Below are 20136 nucleotides of genomic sequence, written 5' to 3'. Positions count from 1 at the left end.
CTGACACAGCGCCCCAACCATTCGTCGAGCGGCAAGGCCGGTTAGGATCGACACACTTTAAGCGTCAGTGCCGCGTATAGCCAACATCTGGTGGAAAGTGCATATCAGGTGACATACATTCACGCTGGAAGGTGAAGATGACTCCGATCGTCGGATCAGTCGGAGGAGGAGACTCCGAGCGCGCCACTCGCTTCACGAGTCTGTACGCGTCCACCTTCCACACACGCGGATGGCGCGAGGCCCAGCCACTGATCGAAAAGCACTGGCACGAGTTCGCCCTCACCGAGCCCGAGGTCTTGCTCGATGCCATAAAGATGTTGCCGTCAGAGGCGTTGATAGAGAATCCCACCTGGCTCATCGGGGTCGACCAGCTCCGGCGCGCGGTCGTAGGAACGGCGCCGCCACGCAGCGACCCCGGCCTGATGGAGTACCTGATCGCCGCGACCAGACGCATCGTGTCATCGCGCGCCGCGGGACGGCTGCCCGGGGCGGTCGCTGTTGCAGTCGAAGCGCATCGCGCGCTGCGCTCCGCAGAGAGCAACGATCTCGCCCGACTGAAATCGACATTGCCCCATCTCACGATCCAGTGGTCGAGGGCGATGGATGCCGGAGACCATCCCGCCGCCATCGAACTCTACGAAGACACATATGAAACCGCTCTTCTCTTCGACCAGTCGGAGCTGGCGCGCCGCGCGGCGTCCTCCCTCGCTTGGATGTACGCCGAGCAGGGCCACACGCACGAGGCGCGCAGCTGGCTCGATCGAGGCAGGGCTATCGACGTATCGGCAGACAGATACGACGTACCCATGCATCTCGCCGCCGCCCTGCTGGCGATCGATTCGCTTCAGCGCGATGAGGCTCGAGCACAGGTGGCGTCCGCCCTGCACCTGCCTGTCGACGAGTACTGGGCCGCTACCCTCTGGGTCAGGTCGCTGCTGTGCGACTCGGCCGAAGACCTCGCCCACGTCGAGCTCGACCTGGTCGGCGAGGTTCTCAGCCATCCAGACGAGCTCACGAACAGCGGCGCCAACGCGCGGTACCTCGAGCTCACCCGGTGGGCACTGAACATGCCGCCGACGACACACGGCGCCGAGGCGGCGGCCCTCGAACACAATGCGGCTCGCGATCTGATCGCCGCGGAGACGGCCTACCGTCAGGGTTCGTTCTCCGATGCGCTGCGCCGGTGCGCGCCGGTTCTGGCAGAGACCACCGCGCCCCGGATCAGGGCCGGGGCGCTGCTTGTCACTGCCGCGAGCCGCTTTCGCCTCGGCCGAATCAACTCCGGAGTCGACGCGTTTCGCCAGGCGCAGGCGCTGGCTGAGCACGAGAGTCTGCTCCTCACCTTCTCACTCATCGACAGCTCAGACCTTCACGAACTCGCGCGCCTGAGCTCGCGCGAACTGCGGCCGGTCGTCAGGGACTTCATCTACCCGCTCAATACGCCGCGTCAGCGCATCCCTTCTCTCAGCCGGCGAGAACGTCAGGTGCTCGGGCTTCTCTCCACGGAACTCTCGAACGCCGAGATCGCCGAGCATCTTTTCGTGACCTCGAACACCCTCAAATCGACCCTTCGGAACGTCTACCGCAAGCTCGAAGTTCACGATCGGCAGAGCGCCTCTGAACTCGCGCGGCTGATGGGAATCGACCGCGGCGACGAATGAGTCACCGAGTCAAGAAATCCGCGTAATAAATACCCAGGTCGCGTGTCTCTCCAAGTGGTGAGTGCTTCGGGCCCCAACGCCCGATCCTCCTCGCCATTTCACGGGGGGCTCCGACCGTCGTCGCCACCCGCACAGTTCGTGACTCGACCGGGGAATGTTGACGATGACGATAGGCAGGGCCCAGCCCCTCAGTGAGACCGCAGCCGCTTTTCTTGTGCGTTTTCGCGCAGAGCTCGACTCGCACGGCTGGCGTGCAGCGGCGCGCGTCATCGAAGACCATTGGGATCGATTCGTTCTGACCGAGCCGCAGATTCTTCTCGACGCCTTCACCACCCTGCCCTCCGAAGCGTTCATCGAGACACCCTCCTTGCTCATCGAAGTCGACTATCTTCGCTACATCGCGTCCGGAGCCGCACCACACGCATTTCGTCGTCGATTCAACCCTGCAGCAGACACGCCCTCTCCCCATCTGACCCTGCGTGACACGCTCTTCGGCGTCACAAGCAGGGTGGCCGCGCATCGCTCGGCCGGCAGAATCGCGGATGCCGTGGCCAACGCCACCGAGGCTCGTCGCGTTCTCGACGCTGCCGACGCAGACGACATCGCCGATCTGCGCGTAGCCCTGCCTCATCTCACCATCCACTGGGCCCAGGCCCTCGATGTAGGCGACAGCCCTCTCGCTGCCCTCGAATACGAGCAGACCTGGGCAGCCGCGGTGGCGACCGGGCAACCCCGAGTCTCACGTCGGGCAGCCGCCTCGCTCGCGTGGATGCACGCCGAGCAGGGGCGCATCCACACCGCACGAAAATGGCTCGACCATGCGACCGGATTCGACGTCGCGGTCGACCGCTACGACGTTCCGCTGCTCCTGGCCGAGGCCTTGATCGCTCTTGACGGGCTCGACACCGAGCGAGCTCGGCAGCAGCTCACTCAGGCCGACCAGTTCGTCGCCGGCGAGTACTGGGCCGCGTCGTTGTGGCTGCACTCCCTGCTGAGCACATCGCCCGAGGACATCATCATCACGGAGACCCTCGTAACACGCGAGACACGACGACACGTCTCACGGGCCGTCGAACCGGGCGCGCACAGAAGGCTGGTCGCTCTGGCCCGCTGGACACTGCGAGCGAGGCGCGGAACGCTGAGGGGCCCGGGCGGCCCCGACGACCGGATCCCGGCGGCAATCGCCGCGGAGAATGCATACCGACAGGGCAGATTCTCCGAGGCCCATGCCACCGTCTCGCGGCTGCCGAGCGACGATATGCCTCCTCGCCTTCAGGGCGCGGTGCTGCTCGTCGCCGCGGCAAGCGAGCTGCGACTCGATCGCCGAGAGCCGGCCCTCGATGCGTTTCGGCGCGCTCACGATCTGATTGAGCGCGAAGGACTATCGATGCTCTACGCCACCATCGACACCCAGACCCTTCGTGAGCTGAGCGAAGCGAGCGGGCTCCCCGTGGATTCCGCCGTACTTCAGTTCTTGCACAACAGCAGTGACGATCCGCGTGCCGCAATTCCTTCGCTGTCACGGCGTGAACGGCAGGTGCTGGCACTGCTCGCCTCAGGGCTGTCGAACAACAAGATCGCTGAGACGTTGTTCATCACCGCCAACACCCTCAAGTCGACCGTTCGCAACCTCTATCGCAAGCTCGGTGTGAACGACCGCACAGAAGCATCCGACCTCGCCCACAGACTTGGCCTCGACAGTGCCACGGCCTGAACGACGCATACCCTGAGCGGATGATCGGCAACAACGCGCCCGTGTGGTTCGGTGGCGACACCGTGACCATCGCGGCTCACGATCTCCTGAGGCTGCCGGCGGCGTGAACTAACGGATGACTAGGCGACCCACACGGTTTTGAGGTTGCAGAATTCGCGAATTCCTTCGATGGAGAGTTCCCGGCCGTGGCCGGAGCGCTTGATGCCTCCGAAGGGAAGCTCGGGATAGGAGAGAGTCATGCCGTTGATGAAAACGGCGCCCGACTCGATGCCGGTGATGGCCGCAGTGATCTCGGCCGGGTCGGTGCTCCAGAAAGCGGAGCCGAGTCCGAAGTCGAGCGCGTTCGCGACCTCAAAAGCCTCCTCGAGCGATGACACGCGATAGACGGATGCCACGGGGCCGAACGCCTCCTCCTCGAACAGACGCATGTCACGGTCGATGTTGGCGATCACCGTAGGCGGATAGAAAAAGCCGGGGCCCGCGGGGCGAATGCCGCCGGTGAGAACATCGGCGCCTTTCGCCCGGGCGTCGTCAACGAGCTCCTCCACGTCGGATCGGCCTGAGGCGGTGGCGAGGGGGCCGATCTCCGTCGCGGGATCCATCGGATTTCCCACGACGAGGGCTGCCATACGCGCCACGAAGGCGTCGGTGAATTCCTGGTAGACATCGTTGTGAACGATGAAGCGCTTGGCGTTGATGCAGGCCTGTCCGTTGTTGCTCGTGCGAGCCCGCACCGCGGTCTCGGCGGCGGCCGCGATGTCTGCGGAGGGCATCACCACGAACGGGTCGGAGCCGCCCAGCTCGAGCACGGCCTTCTTCAGCACACTGCCAGCGGCCTCGCCGACCGAGCGGCCCGCGCCCTCGGATCCGGTCAGGGTGACGGCGGCGACGCGCGGGTCGCGGATCACATCGGCCACGCGCGACGAGGAGATGAGGAGTGTTGCGAACGCACCCTCGGGGAAGCCACCGCGTTCGAACAGGGTGCTGAGATAGAGGGCCGCCTGCGGCACGTTCGAGGCGTGCTTGAGCAGACCAGTGTTTCCGGCCATAAGAGCCGGGGCGGCGAAGCGGATAACCTGCCAAATGGGGTAATTCCACGGCATCACTGCGAGCACCACGCCGAGCGGGTCGTAGCGGGCGCCCGCGCGGCTCGCTCCCACGACCGAGGGGTCGTCGAGGCTGCGGCCGGTAAGGAATTCCTCGGCGTGTTCGGCGTAGTAACGCATCGCATTCGCCGACTTGTGCACCTCGGCGCGAGCCTGGGCATGGGGCTTACCCATCTCGGCGGTGATAAGTTCGGCCAGCACGTCTGCATCGGCGTCGAGCAGCTCTGCGGCGGCGCGCATCCATTCGGCACGTTTGGCGAAGCCCGCTTCGCGCAGGACTCCGACGGCGGCGCGAGCAGCGGCAATCCTCTGCTCAACGAGCTTCTCGTCGTCTTCCTCGAAGCGCGCGAGCACCTCTTCGGTGGTGGGGTCGATGCTGGTGATGGTGGCCATGTGTGTCTTCTTTCGCTCGGGGATACTGCTCATATCAGGATCGAGAGGGGGTTCTCGATACGGCGCTGGAAGGCCGCGAGCCACTGCGCGGCCACGGCGCCATCGAGCACCCGGTGATCGGCGGAGAGCGTCACGGTCATCACGGTCGCCACAGAGAGCACGTCCTCTGCATCGACCACCGGCCGCTTTTGTGCCGCGCCCACGGCGAGGATGCCAGCCTGCGGCGGGTTGAGAATCGCGCTGAACGACGCCGTTCCGTACATGCCCAGATTCGACACCGCAAAGCTGCCGCCCTCAAGCTCGTGCTGACGTAGCTTTCCAGCCCGGGCGCGCTCGGCGAGGTCGGCGACCGAGGCGCTCACTTCGCTGAGCGGGGTGCGCGCGACATCCCGCAGCACCGGAGTCGTCAGTCCGCCGTCGACGGCGACGGCCACGGCGATGTCGACGCGGTCGAAGCGGCGAATTGAGTCGGTGTTCCAGATCGAGTTCGCTTCCGGCACCTCGACGAGGGCGGCGGCGGCGGCCTTCAGCACAAAATCGTTCACCGATACCCGACGCACAGCCGTCTCATTGACGCGGGCTCGCAGGGCGAGTAGCTCGTCGACGCGGCAGTCGGCGGTGAGGTAGAAGTGCGGCACCGTCGATTTACTCAGCGTGAGGCGGTTCGCGATCGCCTTGCGCATGCGATCGAGCGGCACGTCGACATACCCGACGTTGTCGCCGGAGGCGGACACCACTGGGTCGAGTGGTGCTGCGGGGGACGGCATCGCCGCCTCCTGAGCGGAACGCGACAGTTCGGCGGCGCGCAGTTCGAGGTACTTCTCGAGGTCGCGGCGCACGATGCGGCCGTGGGGGCCTGAGCCGGTGAGCGAGCCGAGATCGACGTCGCTCTCTTGAGCTAGCCGGCGAACAAGCGGGCTGACGAATCGCCGGACAGGGGCCACCACCGAGACGGGCGCTGGCACCGGCACTTCTGGCGCAGTCGGCGAAGCGGTCGCGGCGGCACCCGGCGCCGGCGAAACCGTCACCCCAGCCGCAGCAAGGGCCGCGTCGATCTCGGCATCCCCCTCGCCTTCCGCGACCAGCACCACGATCGGTTCGCCGACCGCCACGTTCTGCCCCTCGGCCACGAGGAGGCGCCCCACCGTGCCCGAGGTCTCGGCAATGTACTCCACGACCGCCTTCTCGGTCTCGATCTCGGCGAGCTTCGCTCCCTGCGCAAGAACGTCGCCCATCCCTACATTCCACGTCTGGACGGCCGCCTCAGCCGTGCCCGCGAGCACCTCAGGCATTCGGATGATCTCAGCCATGGCTCAGCCTCCGAATCCAGCGCGCACGGCCTCGAGGCCGGCGACAACTTCTTCTGTGCGGGCAATCGCCGCCCGCTCGAGCACCTTCGATATGCTCGGCGAGGCCTCCTCGCCCGTGACCCGCGCGACCGGCTGATCGAGCCAGTCGAAGTATCGGCGCTGGATCTCATCGGCCAGCCAGGCCCCGTACGAGGTTCCCTGCGCGCCCTGCTCCACGATCAGCACCGCGTTGGTCTTCTGAATGCTCGCACCGATGGTGTCCCAGTCGATTGACGCCCGGTCGAGCCAGCGCAGATCGATCAGCTCGCCATCGACGCCGGTCAGGTCGATCGCTTCCAGCGCGTGCTTGACCATTGAGAGATAACTGATCACCGTGACCTCCGACCCCTCGCGGCGCACGGCAGCGCTGCCCGGCGGAATGACGTAATCGAGGTCACCTTCGGGAACCTCATCGGCCACGCCGTAGAGGTCGACGTGCTCGATAACGAGCACCGGATCCTCGAGTGCGAGCGCCGCGTTCATCAGACCCACGTAGTCGGCGGCGTTCGACGGGGCGACTATGCGCCACCCGGGGCTGGTGGCGAAGATGCCGGCCGGGTCCATCAGGTGCTGCGAGCCGTAGCCTGATCCGATCGCGACTTTGGTGCGCAGCACCAGCGGCACAGGGTTGTCGCCCCCGAACATGTGTCGCGCCTTGCCCACCTGGTTGAACACCTGATCAGCGGCCACCCACATGAAGTCGGGGTACATGAACTCGACCACGGGCCGGTATCGGCCGTCGAGCGCGAGCCCCCCGGCAAGACCCATGAACGCGTTCTCGCTGATCGGCGTGCCGAGCACGCGCCCCTCGCCGTACTTCTGAACCAGGCCCTTGGTGGCTCCGTTCGTGCCCCCGTTGAGGCGGTGCACGTCTTCACCCATCACCACGATGCGGGGGTCGAGCTCCATGCGCCTGTCCATCAGCTGGGCGATGGCGTCGACAAACTTGATCGGGCGGGTCGCTACGTCGGCGTCGGGCGCACTGGGCAGTCCCTCCAGTTCGGACGCGTCGCCGCGCACGCCCACGTTGACGAAGTCAGGCGAGGGCCAGAGGCCGGGTTTGATGCGTCGCTTGCCGGGGCGGTCCGGATCGACCTCAACGAGCTCGGCCGAGGCATCCTTCATCGCCCGCTGGGCCTCCTCCCGCAGCGCGGCCACACCCGCGTCGTCGATCAGACCACGCTCGACCATCTTGCGGGCGACGAGCTGCAACGGGTCGCGGGCGCCCCATTCCGCCTCCTCGTCCTTCGTTCGGTAGCCGAATGCGCTGCCAGGGAATGACCCATTCTGATGAAAGAACCGATACACCTCGGCCTCGATCACTGTGGGCCCCCCGCCCGCGCGCATAAGAGCCGCGGCCTCCTCCGTTGCGAGGTGCACGGCAAGGGGGTCCATTCCATCAACACGCCAGGAGGGCACTCCGAAGCCCTGGCCGCGCACCGAGAATCGAGTGTCAGCCGTAACCTCATCGGCGCGCGTCGACACGGCGTACAGGTTGTTTTCGATGAAATAGGCGACCGGCAGCTTCCAGGCTGCGGCGAGGTTGAGCGACTCGAGCACCGAGCCGATCTGCGCTGCGCCGTCACCGAAGTAGTTGATGGTGAGATCGCTGCTCTCGTCATGTCGCGACGAACTCGCGCTGTGCTTCTGAGCCCAGGCATTGCCCGCGGCCAGCGGTGCACCGCCGCCCACGATGGCGTTCGTGCCGAGCGCCCCTGCCTCGAACCACTGCAGGTGCATCGAACCTCCCCGTCCGCGGCAATAGCCTTGGGCCAGACCGAGGATCTCGGCGAGGGTACGCTGCAGGACCTCCTGAGTGGCTGCGTCGACCGCGTTCGCGGGATCGATCACACCGCCCGAGACATGGGTGAGTGCCTTCGCGAGGAACTGATGGTGGCCCCGGTGCGAGCCGTTCACGCCGTCGCTCGAGCGCAGGCCCACGATCGATCCGACCGCGCCACCCTCCTGACCAATGCTCGAATGCGCCGGCCCGTGCACGAGGCCCTCACCCGCAAGCTCGAGCACCGTCTCCTCGAAAGCTCGAATGAGATGCAACTCGGCAAGCATCGTGCCGAGCAGGTCGGGGTCGGCGGCCTGCCAATCGGAGTCGGTGGTTGAGAGCTCGATCCAATCCACCCCGGTCTCGAGCTTGGTCCGCTTCGGCATCGTCGCCACTTCCCATCGTTTGGCGGCGCCTGCCGCTGCTGTCCGTCCCACTCTAGGGCAGATTACATACAATCAGAGCAAATTAGTCACCTAAACACCCATTATTCGACCGATGTACGCGGCTACTATATACAACATGACGCAACGAGGCATCCCTGGCAATCACGGCACCGACCACATCGGCTTCACCGTGCCCGACATCGACGAGGCGCACGAATTTCTCGTGGACGTACTCGGCTGCGAGCCGGTTTACGAACTCGGCGCCAAGCAGGCCGACGACGACTGGATGCTTCGCCACCTCGGCGTGCACCCCGAAACGGTGGTCCGCACAGTACGTTTCTACCGGCTCGGTTACGGCGCGAACTTCGAAGTGTTTCTCTACGAGGCCGCCGACGGTCAGCAGCAGCAGCCGCGCAACAGCGACATCGGCGGCTACCACATCGCCTTCTACGTCGACGACCTCGACGTGGCCGTCGACTACCTCCGTGGTAAAGGGGTAGAGGTGATGGGCGAGCAGCCCGTCGCGAGCAAACAGGCAGCCGAGGGCCAGCGTTGGATCTACTTTCGCGCTCCCTGGGGGCTGCAGTTCGAGCTTGTCAGCTTCCCTGGCGGCAAAGCGTACGAGAATGGAGCGCCGCGGCTGCTCTGGCATCCGGCCAATCCGGCGGTCTAAGAGGAGACGATGATGACGACGGAGCTGAGCCACGGCGAGATGGGCGCAAACATCGCAGCCTCACTGCGCGAGTCCATCCTCGCGGGAAGGTACAAGCCGGGCGAGCGGATCAAACCCGCCGAACTGACGGAACAGTACCGGGCCAGTCGGATACCGGTACGTGACGCGTTGCGTCTGCTCGAGTCCGAGGGGCTCGTCACATCCGTCGCCAACACGGGCGCCTGGGTGGCAACACTCAGCGTCGACGACCTCACCGAGCTCTACCTCGTGCGCGAACACCTCGAGCCGCTGCTCCTTCGCATGAACGTGCCCCTGATGTCCGACGACAACATCGACGAGCTCCAACAGCTCGCCGACGCCATGGAGCTGTCGGACGACGTGGAACGATTCCTTCGACTCGACCGCGAGTTTCACCTCTCGGCGCTGCGGCACGCCCACACGAGCATGCTGAGCAATACCGTGCTGGGACTGTGGAACCGCACGCAGCACTATCGACGCGAGGCGACGCGACAGTTCTTCACCGGACACGACCGGAGCGTGCACCACGACCATCACCTCATCGTGAACGCGCTACGGCATCGCGACGAGGAAGAAGCGGAGCATGTGCTGCGACGACACATCCGACGCAGCCGCCTTGAGTTGTCGCGGCATCCCGAGATCTTCGCGGCGACGTAGCCGACCCCTGCCCTCCCAGTCTCACAACTCTGGGGTGAGCTCCGCACCGGTACCCGAGAGCGCGTGTACTCGCCCCGTGCGCGCCTCCCTGCGCAGCCGCTGCACGGCAGGGTCCGGGACGAGTGTCGCCGACAAGAGCGTACGTGTGTAGTCCTGCGAGGGATTCTCGTAGACCTCGTCGACCGGGCCGGACTCGACCATCGATCCCTTGTACATAACGCCGACGTGGTTGCTGATGTGCCGCACGACCTCCAAATCATGTGCGACGAAGAGATAGCTGATTCCCATATCGCGTTGGAGCTTGGCGAGAAGATTCATCACCTGCGCCTGTGTGCTGACATCAAGCGCACTGACAGCTTCGTCGCAGACGATCAGACGAGGCTCCACAGCGATGGCTCGCGCAATGGCCACCCGCTGGCATTGTCCGCCGGACAGCTGGCGCGGAAAGCGGTCTGCGTGGTGCGGCTGCAGTCCCACCCTGTCCAGAAGATCGTCTATGCGAGCATCCACAGCGGCCCGCTTGAGGCTCGGCCAATGACGCGTCAGCACGTGACGCAGGCTCGTACGGACGGTCATCCGGGGGTTGAGACTGGCGAGCGGGTCCTGGAAGACGACCTGCACGGCCTTTCGGTACCACAGCGGCATCCGGCGACCGAACGAACTGATGTCGACGCCGTCGAAGACCACCGATCCTGCACTGATGGGGGCTAGACCGAGAATCGCATTGCCGACCGTCGATTTGCCAGCCCCAGACTCGCCAACCAGGCCGAACGTCGTCGACTCACCGACCTCGAAAGACACGCCATCGACCACACGCGACGACCTCCCCCGCCCCAGCAGCGCCGACCCAGACGAGTACGACACCGTGAGTTCATTGACCTCAAGTAGTGCTGTCACTGCTTGCCCCTTCCCTTCTCAATCCTCGTAGCTGAAGCTCGTCGGCGCGCACGCAGCGCACACCGTTCACGAGCGGAACCGCGGTAGAACAGGCGCGGCTTGCGAAAGCGCAGCGGTCGGCGAAGCGACAGCCGCTTGACCACTCCCAAGGGGGCGGGACGCTCCCGGGGATTGTCGCCATCTCTTCGACGCGGGATCCCACTCCCGGCGATGCATCCAGCAAGGCTTGGGTGTAGGGGTGTTGGGGTCGTGCGAAGACAGAGCCGACCTCGCCGTACTCCACGACCTGTCCCGCGTACATCACCGCAACACGGTCCGCCGAATCGGCGACCACACCCAGATCATGAGTGATCAAAACGACTGCGAGACCGAGCCGGTCGCGCAATTCCATGAGGAGGTCGAGTACACGCGCCTGAATAGTGACGTCCAGGGCCGTGGTCGGCTCATCGGCAATGAGCACGTCGGGGTCGCCCGCCAGCGCCGCGGCGATGCCAACACGCTGAGCCATTCCGCCCGAGAATTGGTGCGGATAGTCGCTCAATCGCGCCTCTGCGTTTGGCACACCGACGAGGGTGAGCAGCTCGGCGGCCGACCGACGCGCCTCCTTGCGGCTGACCCGCTTGTGCGCCCGCACCGCATCAGACAGCTGCCGGCCGATCGTGTGAACGGGAGAGAGGGACGAAATCGAGTCTTGGAAGATCATCCCGATCCGATTGCCACGGACGTCGCGGAGGGTACGGCTATCCGCTCCGACCAATTCGACGCCGCCGACGCGCACGGAGCCTTCGCTCACCGCTACACCGGGAGGAAGAAGTCCCATGAGCGCCTTGGCGGTCATCGACTTACCACACCCCGACTCGCCGACGAGCGCAACCGTCTCGCCCCGGCGAACCTCGAACGACACCGCACTGACCAGCTCCGTACCACCTTCTCCGCCCGTGACGACCGACAAGTTGCTGACGGCCAGCGTCGCCGGATCGGATGCCGCGGTCGTCTCGACGACCGCGGGCGGACGGCTTGTTGAGGGCGCGCCCGAACGCACGAACCAAGCCTTCGCCCGTCCGCTCCGGTTCCGGTCATTGCCGATGCTCTCATTGATTCCGTCGCCGAGGAGATTGAACAGCAGGACCACCGCGGTGATCGCCAACCCGGGGGCGATCGTCATCACCGGCTGCAGAAGCTGGTATTGCTGGGCGGCGTTGAGCATCGTGCCCCAGCTCACCTGCGTCGTCTCCTGACCAACCCCCAAGAATCCCAGCATCGCTTCGACGAGAAGGGCCATGCCGAGCGCGATTGCGCCCTGAACAACCAGCGTGGGCGCGATGTTGGGGAGGATTTCGCGGAATAGGATCGCGCGCAATCGGAATCCGCCGACGCGGGCGGCTTTCACGTAGAGCAATTCTCGCTGTACTAGGACCTCACCACGGGTGATCCGAAAGAAGCTCACAGCGAAGATGATTCCGACTCCCACCATGGCATTGACCAGGCCTGTGCCGATGACGGAAGCCAGCACGAGGGCTAGGAGAATCGGGGGGAGCGCCTGGAAGGCGTCGGCAACACGCATGCCGATGCGGTCCGCCAGGCCGGACGCGTAGCCGATCAGCAGCCCCAGACCCACACCCAGCACGACGGCGATGATGACCGCCTCGAACGATGCGATGAGGGATGTACGGATGCCGTAGATCAGTCGTGACAACGTGTCGCGACCGATATCGTCAGTACCCAACCAGTGCGCCGCGGTCGGCCCGGAAAGCGCATTGCTGGGATCGGGAGCCAAGGGGTCATACGGCGCGATCAACGGAGCCGCGATCGCGATCACGATCAGCCCGAGAATGATTGCGCCAGAGATCACGGCCTTGCGGCTAGAGAGAATTCTGTGGACCGTTCGGCGCGGCGCGGCGCTCGCCCTCGTTGCCGAGATGTCTACAGCCTGTGTCGTTGGACGTACTGGATTGCTCATTGAGGACGCACTTTCGGATTGGCCACACCGTACGCGATGTCGACGACGAAGTTCACGATGATTACGACGAGACCGACCGCGAGCGCGGCACCCTCGAGTGCTGGATAGTCGCCCTTGACGATCGCGTCTATCAGGTAGGTTCCGAGACCTTGGATGCCGAACACGGTCTCGACGACGAAGCTCGCACCGATCATGATCGCGACTTGAATGCTGACAACCGACAGCAGCGGCACCAACGCGTTCTTGACCGCGTAGGAGAAAAGTATCCGCCGCGGGTTCACCCCCCGCGCGAGCAGCGTGACGACGTAATCCTTATCGAGGGTCTCGATAAGCGACGACCTCATCTGACGGGCGAACACGGCCCCGGCCGGGACCGCAAGCGCAACCGCGGGGAGCGTTACTGTTCGCAGCCACCCGACGAAATCCTCCCCTATGGGCACGAACCCTACTGCTGGGAACCACCCGAGCTGTACGCCGAAAAACAGCGCCAAGAGCATAGCCAGCCAGAAGCTGGGTAGAGCGAGCCCCGAAATGATGCCCGTCGACAGCACATTGTCGACGAACGAGCCGGGTCGGGTAGCACCGACGATTCCCAGTCCGACTCCGACAACCACAGCAAGGAGGGTGGCGACGGCCACAATGGACAGCGTTACGCTCAACCGCTCCATAATGGTCGTGCTGACGCTCAGGTGAGTGAAGAAGGACTCTCCGAGGTCACCACGGACCGCGTCGGTGAGCCATCGCCAGTACTGCGCGATCAGCGAGTCGTTGAGCCCGAGCTGCTGTGCCAATTGCGCTCGGTCGGCACTGCTCGCCGTCTGTCCAAGGATCTGCACGACGGGGTCGATCGATGTGGCCCGCGCGAGAAAGAACACGATGAGCGATACCGCGATCAGCGTCGGAATACTGGCAAGCAGTCTGTCCCGAGCAAGTTTGACTAGAGGCATTACGTTGACCTTCCCAGATCGTGACAGACCGTCGAGGGGCCTCGAAGGGAGTGAAGTGGGCGACAGTCCTCTCGGCTATACACGGTCGACGGTCACCTCTCTTGGCTGCGGATCGACGCGGATCCCATCCAGATCGCTGTGCGTGGCACGGCCACCCAGCACCGTCAAGACAGACCGGATCTTTCGAATATCGTCCTCGGCGACCGTGAAATAGTCGTCGCTGAGAACCACAAAATCCGCCAGCGTGCCCGGTTGGAGGCGTCCTCGCTGCTCTTCTTCGAAGGAGAACCACGCGGCATCCACCGTGTAGGCGCGCAGGGCCTCTTCGCGAGTGAGCCGATGGGCGGGCGACAGTGTGCGTGAGCCGTTGATCGAGACACCCGTGACGAACCACGACATGATCGAGAACGGATCGAACGTGTTGGCCCGTAGACCGTCAGACCCGAGGCCGACTCGGATGTCTCGCTTCATCGCCGCGAGGAAAGGGCTCGTCTCCGACGCGGGGTCGCTCCAGTGCTCCACCGCCGTATCTGCTTGGAACCAGTAGAGCGCTTGGGTCAGCAGGCCAGCGCCCAGTCGACCGAGTCGCTCCACTGCAGCGGTGTCCATGTTGTCCCCGTGCACGATGGCCCAGCGCAGGTCCCGGACCGGGAACTCCTCCGACACCCGCTCCCAGGCTGTGAGCACGGCGTCGGCGGTGTCGGCCTGGATGGCATGCATGTGCACTGTCCACCGCTTCTGGGCAAACATCCGGAAGATCCGGTACAGCTCTTCAGCCGCATCCTCACCGACGTCGGCGCTCTCGGTCATGCCGTCGTGAGAGCGGTACAACACGATCTCGCCGCCACCGTTGACCCGCAGCATGCCGTCGCCGGCATCGATGCGCACGTAGCGCAGAAAGTTGCCAATCTCGTCGAACTCCGCGCCCGGCCCACTCGAGTGCAGCATCAGACGCGTTCGCACTGACAATTCACCCCGGCGCCACGTCTCGTACACAGCCTCGTAGGCATCCGGCCCCATGGTCACCCCACCGCCGTCGATCACACCGGTCAGGCCGGCGCGTGCCAGCTCCCGGCTGACGCGGGCCGTGCCGGCAACCTGCTCCTCGATCGACAGCTTGGGGATGCGCTGGAATGCCCATTTCAGCATGGGCATCCCCCACAGGCGACCCGTCAAGTTTCCTTGCTCGTCATATTCGAAACCGGCGGGATCGAGGTCGGCAATCGCATCCGGAGTGAGACCGACGTGCTGCGCACCGACACTATTCAGCAGTCCCCAGTCGTACAGACACTGCACGAAGACAGGGTGGTCGGGCGCCGCCTCATCCAATTCGGCGGCTGAGGGTCCGCGCCCTTCCACGAACTGATCGGGGTGCCATCCCCCCAGAATTTGTATCCAAGTGCCAGGTGGGAGTTCCTGTGCACGGCTCGACACGGAAGCGAGGGCGTCTTTGAGGCTTGACTGGGTACCCCACCGGATCTCGCCATTCCACGAGTGGCCGGAGCGCACCATGTGGATGTGGCTGTCGATGAGCCCGGGTACAACCCGCGCACCGTCCGCGTCGATCCAGCGGGTGTCCGGGCCCCGGAAGGCCTCGGCTTCTTCGCTGGTTCCGGCGAAAACGATCCGATCCCCACGAACGACGATCGCTTCGACCTCCGGAGCTGTTGTCGCGTCGTCAGCCAGTGTCGTGATCAGTGCGTTGACCACTATGAGATCAGCACCGCCCCGCTTCCGTGTCGAGCCGTCAGTCACCTGAGCTTCGCCTCCTTGTATCGGAACACGGCGACGTCGCCCTGAGTGGAAACGATGTTGTCGACCGTCTTCTTGTCGTACGCCCAGAATCCGGTGTACGTGAAGAATCCGCACTCGAGCGCCTCATCGTTGACCGTCTGAGTCATGTCCTGCCAGGCTTTGTCCGCTTCGTCGTCGGTCGCGGCATTAAGAGCCTTCTGCGCGATCGCGTCGATCTCCGGATACTTCACCTTGTAGGGGTTGCCGCCGCCGTTCTCTGCGAAGTGGTACAGGTACCAGTCGTAGGGACCGGTGTCGGCGCCTTCTGCGAGGATAGTGGCCGGGTACTGGCCGTTGCGATACGTGCTGAAGTACTGGTTGAAGGTGGGTGCTTCGACCTTGACGTCGATGCCGATCTCGGCCATCTCGCTCTGGAACAGGTTGGCGACAGGGAGCAGGTCCGAGTACACGATCAGCGTGAAGCCGACCTTGGGGTTGCCGATCGAGTTCATGATCTTCTTCGCCTTGTCGACGTCGTGCGAGTAGCCCTTCAGCGAATCGACGTAGCCGGGCTGATTGGGTCGCAGGTGCTGCGAGAGCACGTCGCCCTCACCCCCGAAGAGCGTGTCGATGTAGTCCTGCGGATTCATCGCGTAGCAGATCGCTTTGCGCACGTCGGCGTTGGCGAACGTGTCCGCGGTGTCCATCATCAGCAGCTGGAAGGTCAACGCGGGATAGTTCTCGGTCGTGAAGCCGGCAGCATCGGCCTGCTTCGTTGTCGCGGCGTTTGTCCAGACGACATCCTGCTCTCCGGTGCGGAGCGCGTTCAGAAGTGAATTCGGGTCGCCGATGTAGGTGATCTCCACCTTGTTCGGTCCTCGGTTGGCGGCATCCCAGTATTGGTCGAACGCCGTTGCGACGATCTTCGAGCCCGACGTCGAGTCGGCCTTGTCGTACTTCCAGGGGCCCGTGCCTACCGGGTTCTCTTTGAACGTCCCGTCATCGAGGACCGACGGGGCGATCATCATCGCGCCGCGCTGTGCGAGGGAGGGGAAGAAGTTCGGCGACGGTGCATCGAGGGTGATCTTGACGTGCGTGTCATCGACCGCTTCGATGGCGCTGACGGAATCCATCGCGTTCTGCCATTGGCTGGGGGTGTCCCGCATCCGTTCGAGGTTCTTCACGACGGCTGCGGCGTCGAACTTGGTGCCGTCCTGGAACAGCACTCCCTCCCGCAACGTGAACTCGATGTCCAGAGGGTTGTTGACCCACTCGGTTGCCAGCGCCGGCGTGATCGTCGCGCCGTCGGGCTCGAGTCCCATGAGTCCTTCGTAGACCAAAGAGGTGTACGCAGAGTTCGGAGTGTTCAGCGGCTCCCAGTCGCTCAACGACTGATTGATAGCCACGCGCAGCGTTCCACCCGCGCCGCCCGCCGTTGAGCTCGGATCAGGTTTTGCTCCGTTGGAGCACCCCGCGAGGAGGGCGGCCACGGCCACTACGGCTATCGCCCCCAGAGTGACGCGTCGAGGTAAAAAATCTCTTGGCATTGCCTGTCCTTTTCTGCTCGAAGGCGACGTCGGATACGTCGCCATAAGGCTCGTGGAGTAAACCCAGAGGTCACCATTCCGGCGCCAACCGTCCTGGGTGTTGTAAGGCCTTCCACCACCACAACAAACGATTGTGGTTTTCGTAAACTACCCGCGCTGGCCGTTATCGTCAATTGCCATTTTCTGGATGTTACATAGACGTAACGAGGCCAAGCAGATTGTGCGCTGCCATTGACATGCCCGCTCTCGATCCAGGAGACTGCACTCGATTGCATTTCGCCCGTTACGCGCGCGCAATTCAGGGCGTCGAACCAACGACGCGTACGCTCTACCCGAGCGCTCGCCCTAGAGAAGTTCCGAATGAAGGGACGACCACTGTGTCGAAAGTACTTCTGAAAGGCGGGACAGTCCTGCCGATGAGCAAGACCGACCCCGTCTCCACGCGCTCGGATGTGCTCATCGACGACGGCATCGTCGTCGCGATTGCACCCGCCATCGACGCCGACGCGGAGACCGTCGACTGCAGCGGGCGATTGGTACTGCCGGGCTTTGTCGACACGCACAGGCACACATGGGAGACACTTCTGCGCAACTGCGCTCCGGATGCCACGCTCGACGAATACTTCGCGCGCGTCCTCGACCACTACGCCCCATATTTCACTGCGGACGATGTCTACGCCGGAAACCTACTTGGGGCACTCGAGTGTCTGAACGCCGGGATCACGACGCTGGTGGACTGGTCCCACATCAACAACTCCCCCGATCATCCCGAAGCGGCCATCCAGGCCCTGCGTGATTCGGGCATCCGGGCACAGTATGCCTACGGGCCCGCGAACGATGTATTGCCCGGCGCTCTCGCGCCGGAGCCGACAGCCATGCCCGTCGCTGAAATCAGACGCCTGCACAACGCTCATTTCTCGTCGAACGACGCGCTCCTGACGATGGCTCTGGCAGCGCGGGGCCCCGGCTTCACGTCAGACGAGATCGTTCGCACCGAATGGGCCGCCGCGCGAGACCTGGGAATCCCGATCACCTTCCATGCCGGCATGTCTCGGGTGGCCGGACGCATGGCGATGGTCGAACACCTCGAGCGGCTCCAGCTTCTCGGCCCGGATATCACCTACATCCACGCGAACCACTTCGCTGACCGAGAGTGGAAGCTTGTCGCTGACTCCGGCGGCACGCTATCGCTCTCCCCGCAGGTGGAGATGCAAATGAATCATGGATGGCCGCCCGTGCACAAAGCACGCGAGTTCGGGCTGCGTCCGAGCCTGTCCGTCGACGTCGTCACATCGGTGCCGGGCGATATGTTCACGCAGATGCGCGCGCTGTTCGCGGCGGAACGTGCCCGGGTGAATGCGATCTGCTGGGAAGAAGACACCCCCACTCCCCCGGACATGCTCACGGCGGCAGAGGTACTCACCATGGCGACGAGCAACGGAGCACATACCGTGGGTCTGGAGGATCGCATCGGTACACTCGCTGTCGGCAAGCGTGCCGACATCGTCGTGATCGATGGCCGCGGCGTGAACATCGCACCCGTGAACGATCCCATCGGAGCGGTCGTGCTTTCTGCCGATGTCTCCAACGTGGAGCACGTCCTCGTGAACGGATCCTTCAAAAAGCGTGACTTCGCTCTCGTCGCCGACGTCGCCCGAGCCGTCGCCCTTGCCGAACAGGCGGCCGCCGGCGTGCTGTCCCGCGCGGACACTTCGTCACGGTGAGCAGCGGCCGCCCCGAGAGCAGTAGCCGAGGAACGAGTTCAGCGATGCCGGTCGCGGGCAGCGATGTTCATGTCGGACACCACTGCGGTCGATGCCCGCACAACCAAGGAGACGGGCAGCGTCACCGAGCGGATGGGTCGGTCCGGCTCTCGCAGAAGATCGAGCATAAGACGTGCCGACTCCTCGCCCAGTTGCCGATGCGGCACCGCGACCGTGGTCAACGGCGGCCGGAGCTTATCCAGAAAGGGCATGTCGTTCATTCCGACGACGCTGATCTCGCGGGGGCAGTCGATCCCTCGTTCAGCGAACACGTCGTAGCATCCGAGTGCGATCAGGTCATTGCCCGCGACCACGGCGGTGAAGTCGGAGCTCGTCGCGAGAAGCTCGCGCAGACCGTGTGCACCTGCATCCTCGTTCCATGCCTTGCAGGTGACGATCAGTCGCGGATCGCTCACCAGATCGAGATCGGCGACAGCGTCCTGAAAGGCTCGCGCGCGCGCAACGCCCGTGGAGGTGTTCGCTGGTCCAGCGAGATGCGCGATGCGGCGATGCCCCAACGACGCCAGGTGCTCGACGGCCAGCCGGATCCCGGCGGCATCATCAGGGATGACCGAAGGGGCGTTGGTCAGGTGTGGACGTCGGTTCACCATGACCGTGAGAACGCCCATGTCGCCCAGCTCCTCCAGCAACGGGTGATCGAGCAACGCCGTGGCGATAATCAAGCCTTCCACCTGGCGCGCGCGAAGAGCAGCGACTTGAGTGCGCTCACGGCTCAAATCGCCGTCGGTACTGACGAGGAGCCCGCTATAGCCGGCCGGCTCGAGGATGCTCTCGATACCCCTGACGATCGGGGGGAAGAACGGGTTCGTGAGGTCGGGGATGACAATGCCGATCGTGCCGGTCTTCGACGTCTTGAGACTTCGCGCAATCGGATTGGGTTGGTACCCGAGCTCAGCAGCAACCTTGATGACGCGTGCGACGGTTCCACGATTGACCAAGTTCTGCGTGGCCGAATTGAGCGCGCGAGACGCGGTACCCGGATGCACCCCGGCAGCGGCAGCGACATCGCGCAGTGTTGCAGGTTTCACGTCACGATCCTATGGGGAGAAGGTCGGCAGGCCACCATGCCCTCGGCGCTCCACCGAACCGAAGAAAGAAAAATACCATGCTGAAAAACATCGATCCGCAACTGAACCCTCGCCTGCTGTATCTCCTGGCGACGATGGGCCACGGCGACAGAGTAGCGATCGTCGACCGCAATTATCCCGCGTATGCCAGCGGAGTTGAAGTGAACCACCTAGGGAGCCTCGATTCGACCCAGGCGCTTCACGTGGTCCTCTCCGTCATGCCGCTCGACCGCTTCGAGGAGACACCCATGATCTTCATGCAGCCAGCCGACGCTGGTGGACCGTTGCCGGTCCACCAGGCCGCGCTGTCCGCCGCTGCGGATGCCGAGGGGCGCCCCATTGCCTGCGCGTGGAGGGAGCGCCACGCGTTCTACGAAGAGGTTCGGACAGCGACCGTTGTGATCGCCACGGACGAATCGCGACCGTGGGGGAACATCCTGCTCATGAAGGGCGTTCTGTAGGC

The 20136-nt window shown here is 64.3% G+C and carries 15 protein-coding genes; 6 read left to right on the top strand and 9 right to left on the bottom strand.

Features of this window, described 5'->3' with window-relative positions:
- Positions 1–137: 137 nt before the first annotated feature.
- Both TZ00_RS14085 and TZ00_RS14080 read left to right on the top strand, forming a co-directional pair.
- On the top strand, positions 138–1661 hold the full coding sequence (locus tag TZ00_RS14085) for a helix-turn-helix domain-containing protein (protein ID WP_044442606.1): 1524 nt from the start codon (positions 138–140) through the stop codon (positions 1659–1661).
- Positions 1662–1824: 163 nt separating this feature from the next.
- The gene (locus TZ00_RS14080; protein WP_161793779.1) at positions 1825–3375 is read left to right on the top strand and encodes a response regulator transcription factor; all 1551 of its coding nucleotides are present in this window, start codon (positions 1825–1827) and stop codon (positions 3373–3375) included.
- A gap of 119 nt (positions 3376–3494) precedes the next feature.
- Here TZ00_RS14080 and TZ00_RS14075 read toward each other — a convergent pair whose 3' ends face one another.
- From TZ00_RS14075 to TZ00_RS14065, 3 genes are read right to left on the bottom strand one after another with little or no spacing between them, the layout of a single operon-like run.
- On the bottom strand, positions 3495–4874 hold the full coding sequence (locus tag TZ00_RS14075) for an aldehyde dehydrogenase family protein (RefSeq protein WP_044442775.1): 1380 nt from the start codon (positions 4872–4874) through the stop codon (positions 3495–3497).
- A gap of 29 nt (positions 4875–4903) precedes the next feature.
- Entirely contained in the window at positions 4904–6184 is a 1281-nt protein-coding gene (locus tag TZ00_RS14070; protein ID WP_044442603.1) for a dihydrolipoamide acetyltransferase family protein, read from the bottom strand.
- Positions 6185–6187: 3 nt separating this feature from the next.
- On the bottom strand, positions 6188–8389 hold the full coding sequence (locus TZ00_RS14065) for an alpha-ketoacid dehydrogenase subunit alpha/beta (protein ID WP_044442773.1): 2202 nt from the start codon (positions 8387–8389) through the stop codon (positions 6188–6190).
- A gap of 136 nt (positions 8390–8525) precedes the next feature.
- Between TZ00_RS14065 and TZ00_RS14060 the strand changes: the two genes are divergently transcribed.
- Together TZ00_RS14060 and TZ00_RS14055 are read left to right on the top strand one after the other, a co-directional pair.
- Positions 8526–9062 (top strand): VOC family protein, encoded by a 537-nt coding sequence (locus TZ00_RS14060; protein ID WP_044442601.1) that lies wholly within the window; start codon positions 8526–8528, stop codon positions 9060–9062.
- 12 nt (positions 9063–9074) lie between these two features.
- On the top strand, positions 9075–9737 hold the full coding sequence (locus tag TZ00_RS14055) for a GntR family transcriptional regulator (protein WP_238579698.1): 663 nt from the start codon (positions 9075–9077) through the stop codon (positions 9735–9737).
- A gap of 21 nt (positions 9738–9758) precedes the next feature.
- Here TZ00_RS14055 and TZ00_RS14050 read toward each other — a convergent pair whose 3' ends face one another.
- The 5 genes from TZ00_RS14050 to TZ00_RS14030 form a co-directional block, all read right to left on the bottom strand.
- Positions 9759–10634, bottom strand: a complete 876-nt coding sequence (locus TZ00_RS14050; RefSeq protein ID WP_044442598.1) for an ATP-binding cassette domain-containing protein — start codon at positions 10632–10634, stop codon at positions 9759–9761.
- Complete coding sequence (locus tag TZ00_RS20165; RefSeq protein ID WP_078713152.1) at positions 10618–12594, bottom strand: dipeptide/oligopeptide/nickel ABC transporter permease/ATP-binding protein; 1977 nt, start codon at positions 12592–12594, stop codon at positions 10618–10620. The genes TZ00_RS14050 and TZ00_RS20165 overlap by 17 nt, the downstream gene beginning before the upstream one ends.
- Positions 12591–13541 carry an ABC transporter permease gene (locus TZ00_RS14040; protein ID WP_044442597.1) on the bottom strand — a complete coding sequence of 317 codons (951 nt, stop codon included), beginning with the start codon at positions 13539–13541 and terminating at the stop codon, positions 12591–12593. Before TZ00_RS14040 ends, TZ00_RS20165 begins: the two co-directional genes overlap by 4 nt.
- A gap of 75 nt (positions 13542–13616) precedes the next feature.
- The gene (locus TZ00_RS14035) at positions 13617–15296 is read right to left on the bottom strand and encodes an amidohydrolase (protein WP_161793778.1); all 1680 of its coding nucleotides are present in this window, start codon (positions 15294–15296) and stop codon (positions 13617–13619) included.
- The gene (locus TZ00_RS14030; RefSeq protein WP_161793777.1) at positions 15293–16822 is read right to left on the bottom strand and encodes an ABC transporter substrate-binding protein; all 1530 of its coding nucleotides are present in this window, start codon (positions 16820–16822) and stop codon (positions 15293–15295) included. Before TZ00_RS14030 ends, TZ00_RS14035 begins: the two co-directional genes overlap by 4 nt.
- 236 nt (positions 16823–17058) lie before the next feature.
- On the opposite strand from TZ00_RS14030, the gene TZ00_RS14025 reads away from it, so the two are divergent.
- A complete protein-coding gene (locus tag TZ00_RS14025; RefSeq protein WP_084606118.1) occupies positions 17059–18546 on the top strand; it encodes an amidohydrolase family protein in 1488 nt (495 codons plus the stop codon).
- A 38-nt stretch (positions 18547–18584) separates the two neighbouring features.
- Here TZ00_RS14025 and TZ00_RS14020 read toward each other — a convergent pair whose 3' ends face one another.
- Positions 18585–19634 (bottom strand): LacI family DNA-binding transcriptional regulator, encoded by a 1050-nt coding sequence (locus TZ00_RS14020; protein WP_044442590.1) that lies wholly within the window; start codon positions 19632–19634, stop codon positions 18585–18587.
- A 77-nt stretch (positions 19635–19711) separates the two neighbouring features.
- Here TZ00_RS14020 and TZ00_RS14015 point away from each other — a divergent pair, with 77 nt between their 5' ends.
- Positions 19712–20134, top strand: a complete 423-nt coding sequence (locus tag TZ00_RS14015; RefSeq protein WP_044442588.1) for an RbsD/FucU family protein — start codon at positions 19712–19714, stop codon at positions 20132–20134.
- Positions 20135–20136: the final 2 nt, after the last annotated feature.

This window comes from Agreia bicolorata, assembly GCF_000938265.1.
Lineage (GTDB): Bacteria > Actinomycetota > Actinomycetes > Actinomycetales > Microbacteriaceae > Agreia > Agreia bicolorata.
The sequence above is the reverse complement of the archived record's forward strand: the minus strand, read 5'-3'. Positions and strand labels throughout refer to the sequence as shown.

Bases quoted from the DNA above. Each gene is read 5' to 3' on its own strand.
- TZ00_RS14085 (WP_044442606.1), top strand. From the start codon at position 138: ATGACTCCGATCGTCGGATCAGTCGGAGGAGGAGACTCCGAGCGCGCC.
- TZ00_RS14080 (WP_161793779.1), top strand. From the start codon at position 1,825: ATGACGATAGGCAGGGCCCAGCCCCTCAGTGAGACCGCAGCCGCTTTT.
- TZ00_RS14075 (WP_044442775.1), bottom strand. From the start codon at position 4,874: ATGGCCACCATCACCAGCATCGACCCCACCACCGAAGAGGTGCTCGCG.
- TZ00_RS14070 (WP_044442603.1), bottom strand. From the start codon at position 6,184: ATGGCTGAGATCATCCGAATGCCTGAGGTGCTCGCGGGCACGGCTGAG.
- TZ00_RS14065 (WP_044442773.1), bottom strand. From the start codon at position 8,389: ATGCCGAAGCGGACCAAGCTCGAGACCGGGGTGGATTGGATCGAGCTC.
- TZ00_RS14060 (WP_044442601.1), top strand. From the start codon at position 8,526: ATGACGCAACGAGGCATCCCTGGCAATCACGGCACCGACCACATCGGC.
- TZ00_RS14055 (WP_238579698.1), top strand. From the start codon at position 9,075: ATGACGACGGAGCTGAGCCACGGCGAGATGGGCGCAAACATCGCAGCC.
- TZ00_RS20165 (WP_078713152.1), bottom strand. From the start codon at position 12,594: ATGAGCAATCCAGTACGTCCAACGACACAGGCTGTAGACATCTCGGCA.
- TZ00_RS14040 (WP_044442597.1), bottom strand. From the start codon at position 13,541: ATGCCTCTAGTCAAACTTGCTCGGGACAGACTGCTTGCCAGTATTCCG.
- TZ00_RS14030 (WP_161793777.1), bottom strand. From the start codon at position 16,822: ATGCCAAGAGATTTTTTACCTCGACGCGTCACTCTGGGGGCGATAGCC.
- TZ00_RS14025 (WP_084606118.1), top strand. From the start codon at position 17,059: ATGCCCGCTCTCGATCCAGGAGACTGCACTCGATTGCATTTCGCCCGT.
- TZ00_RS14015 (WP_044442588.1), top strand. From the start codon at position 19,712: ATGCTGAAAAACATCGATCCGCAACTGAACCCTCGCCTGCTGTATCTC.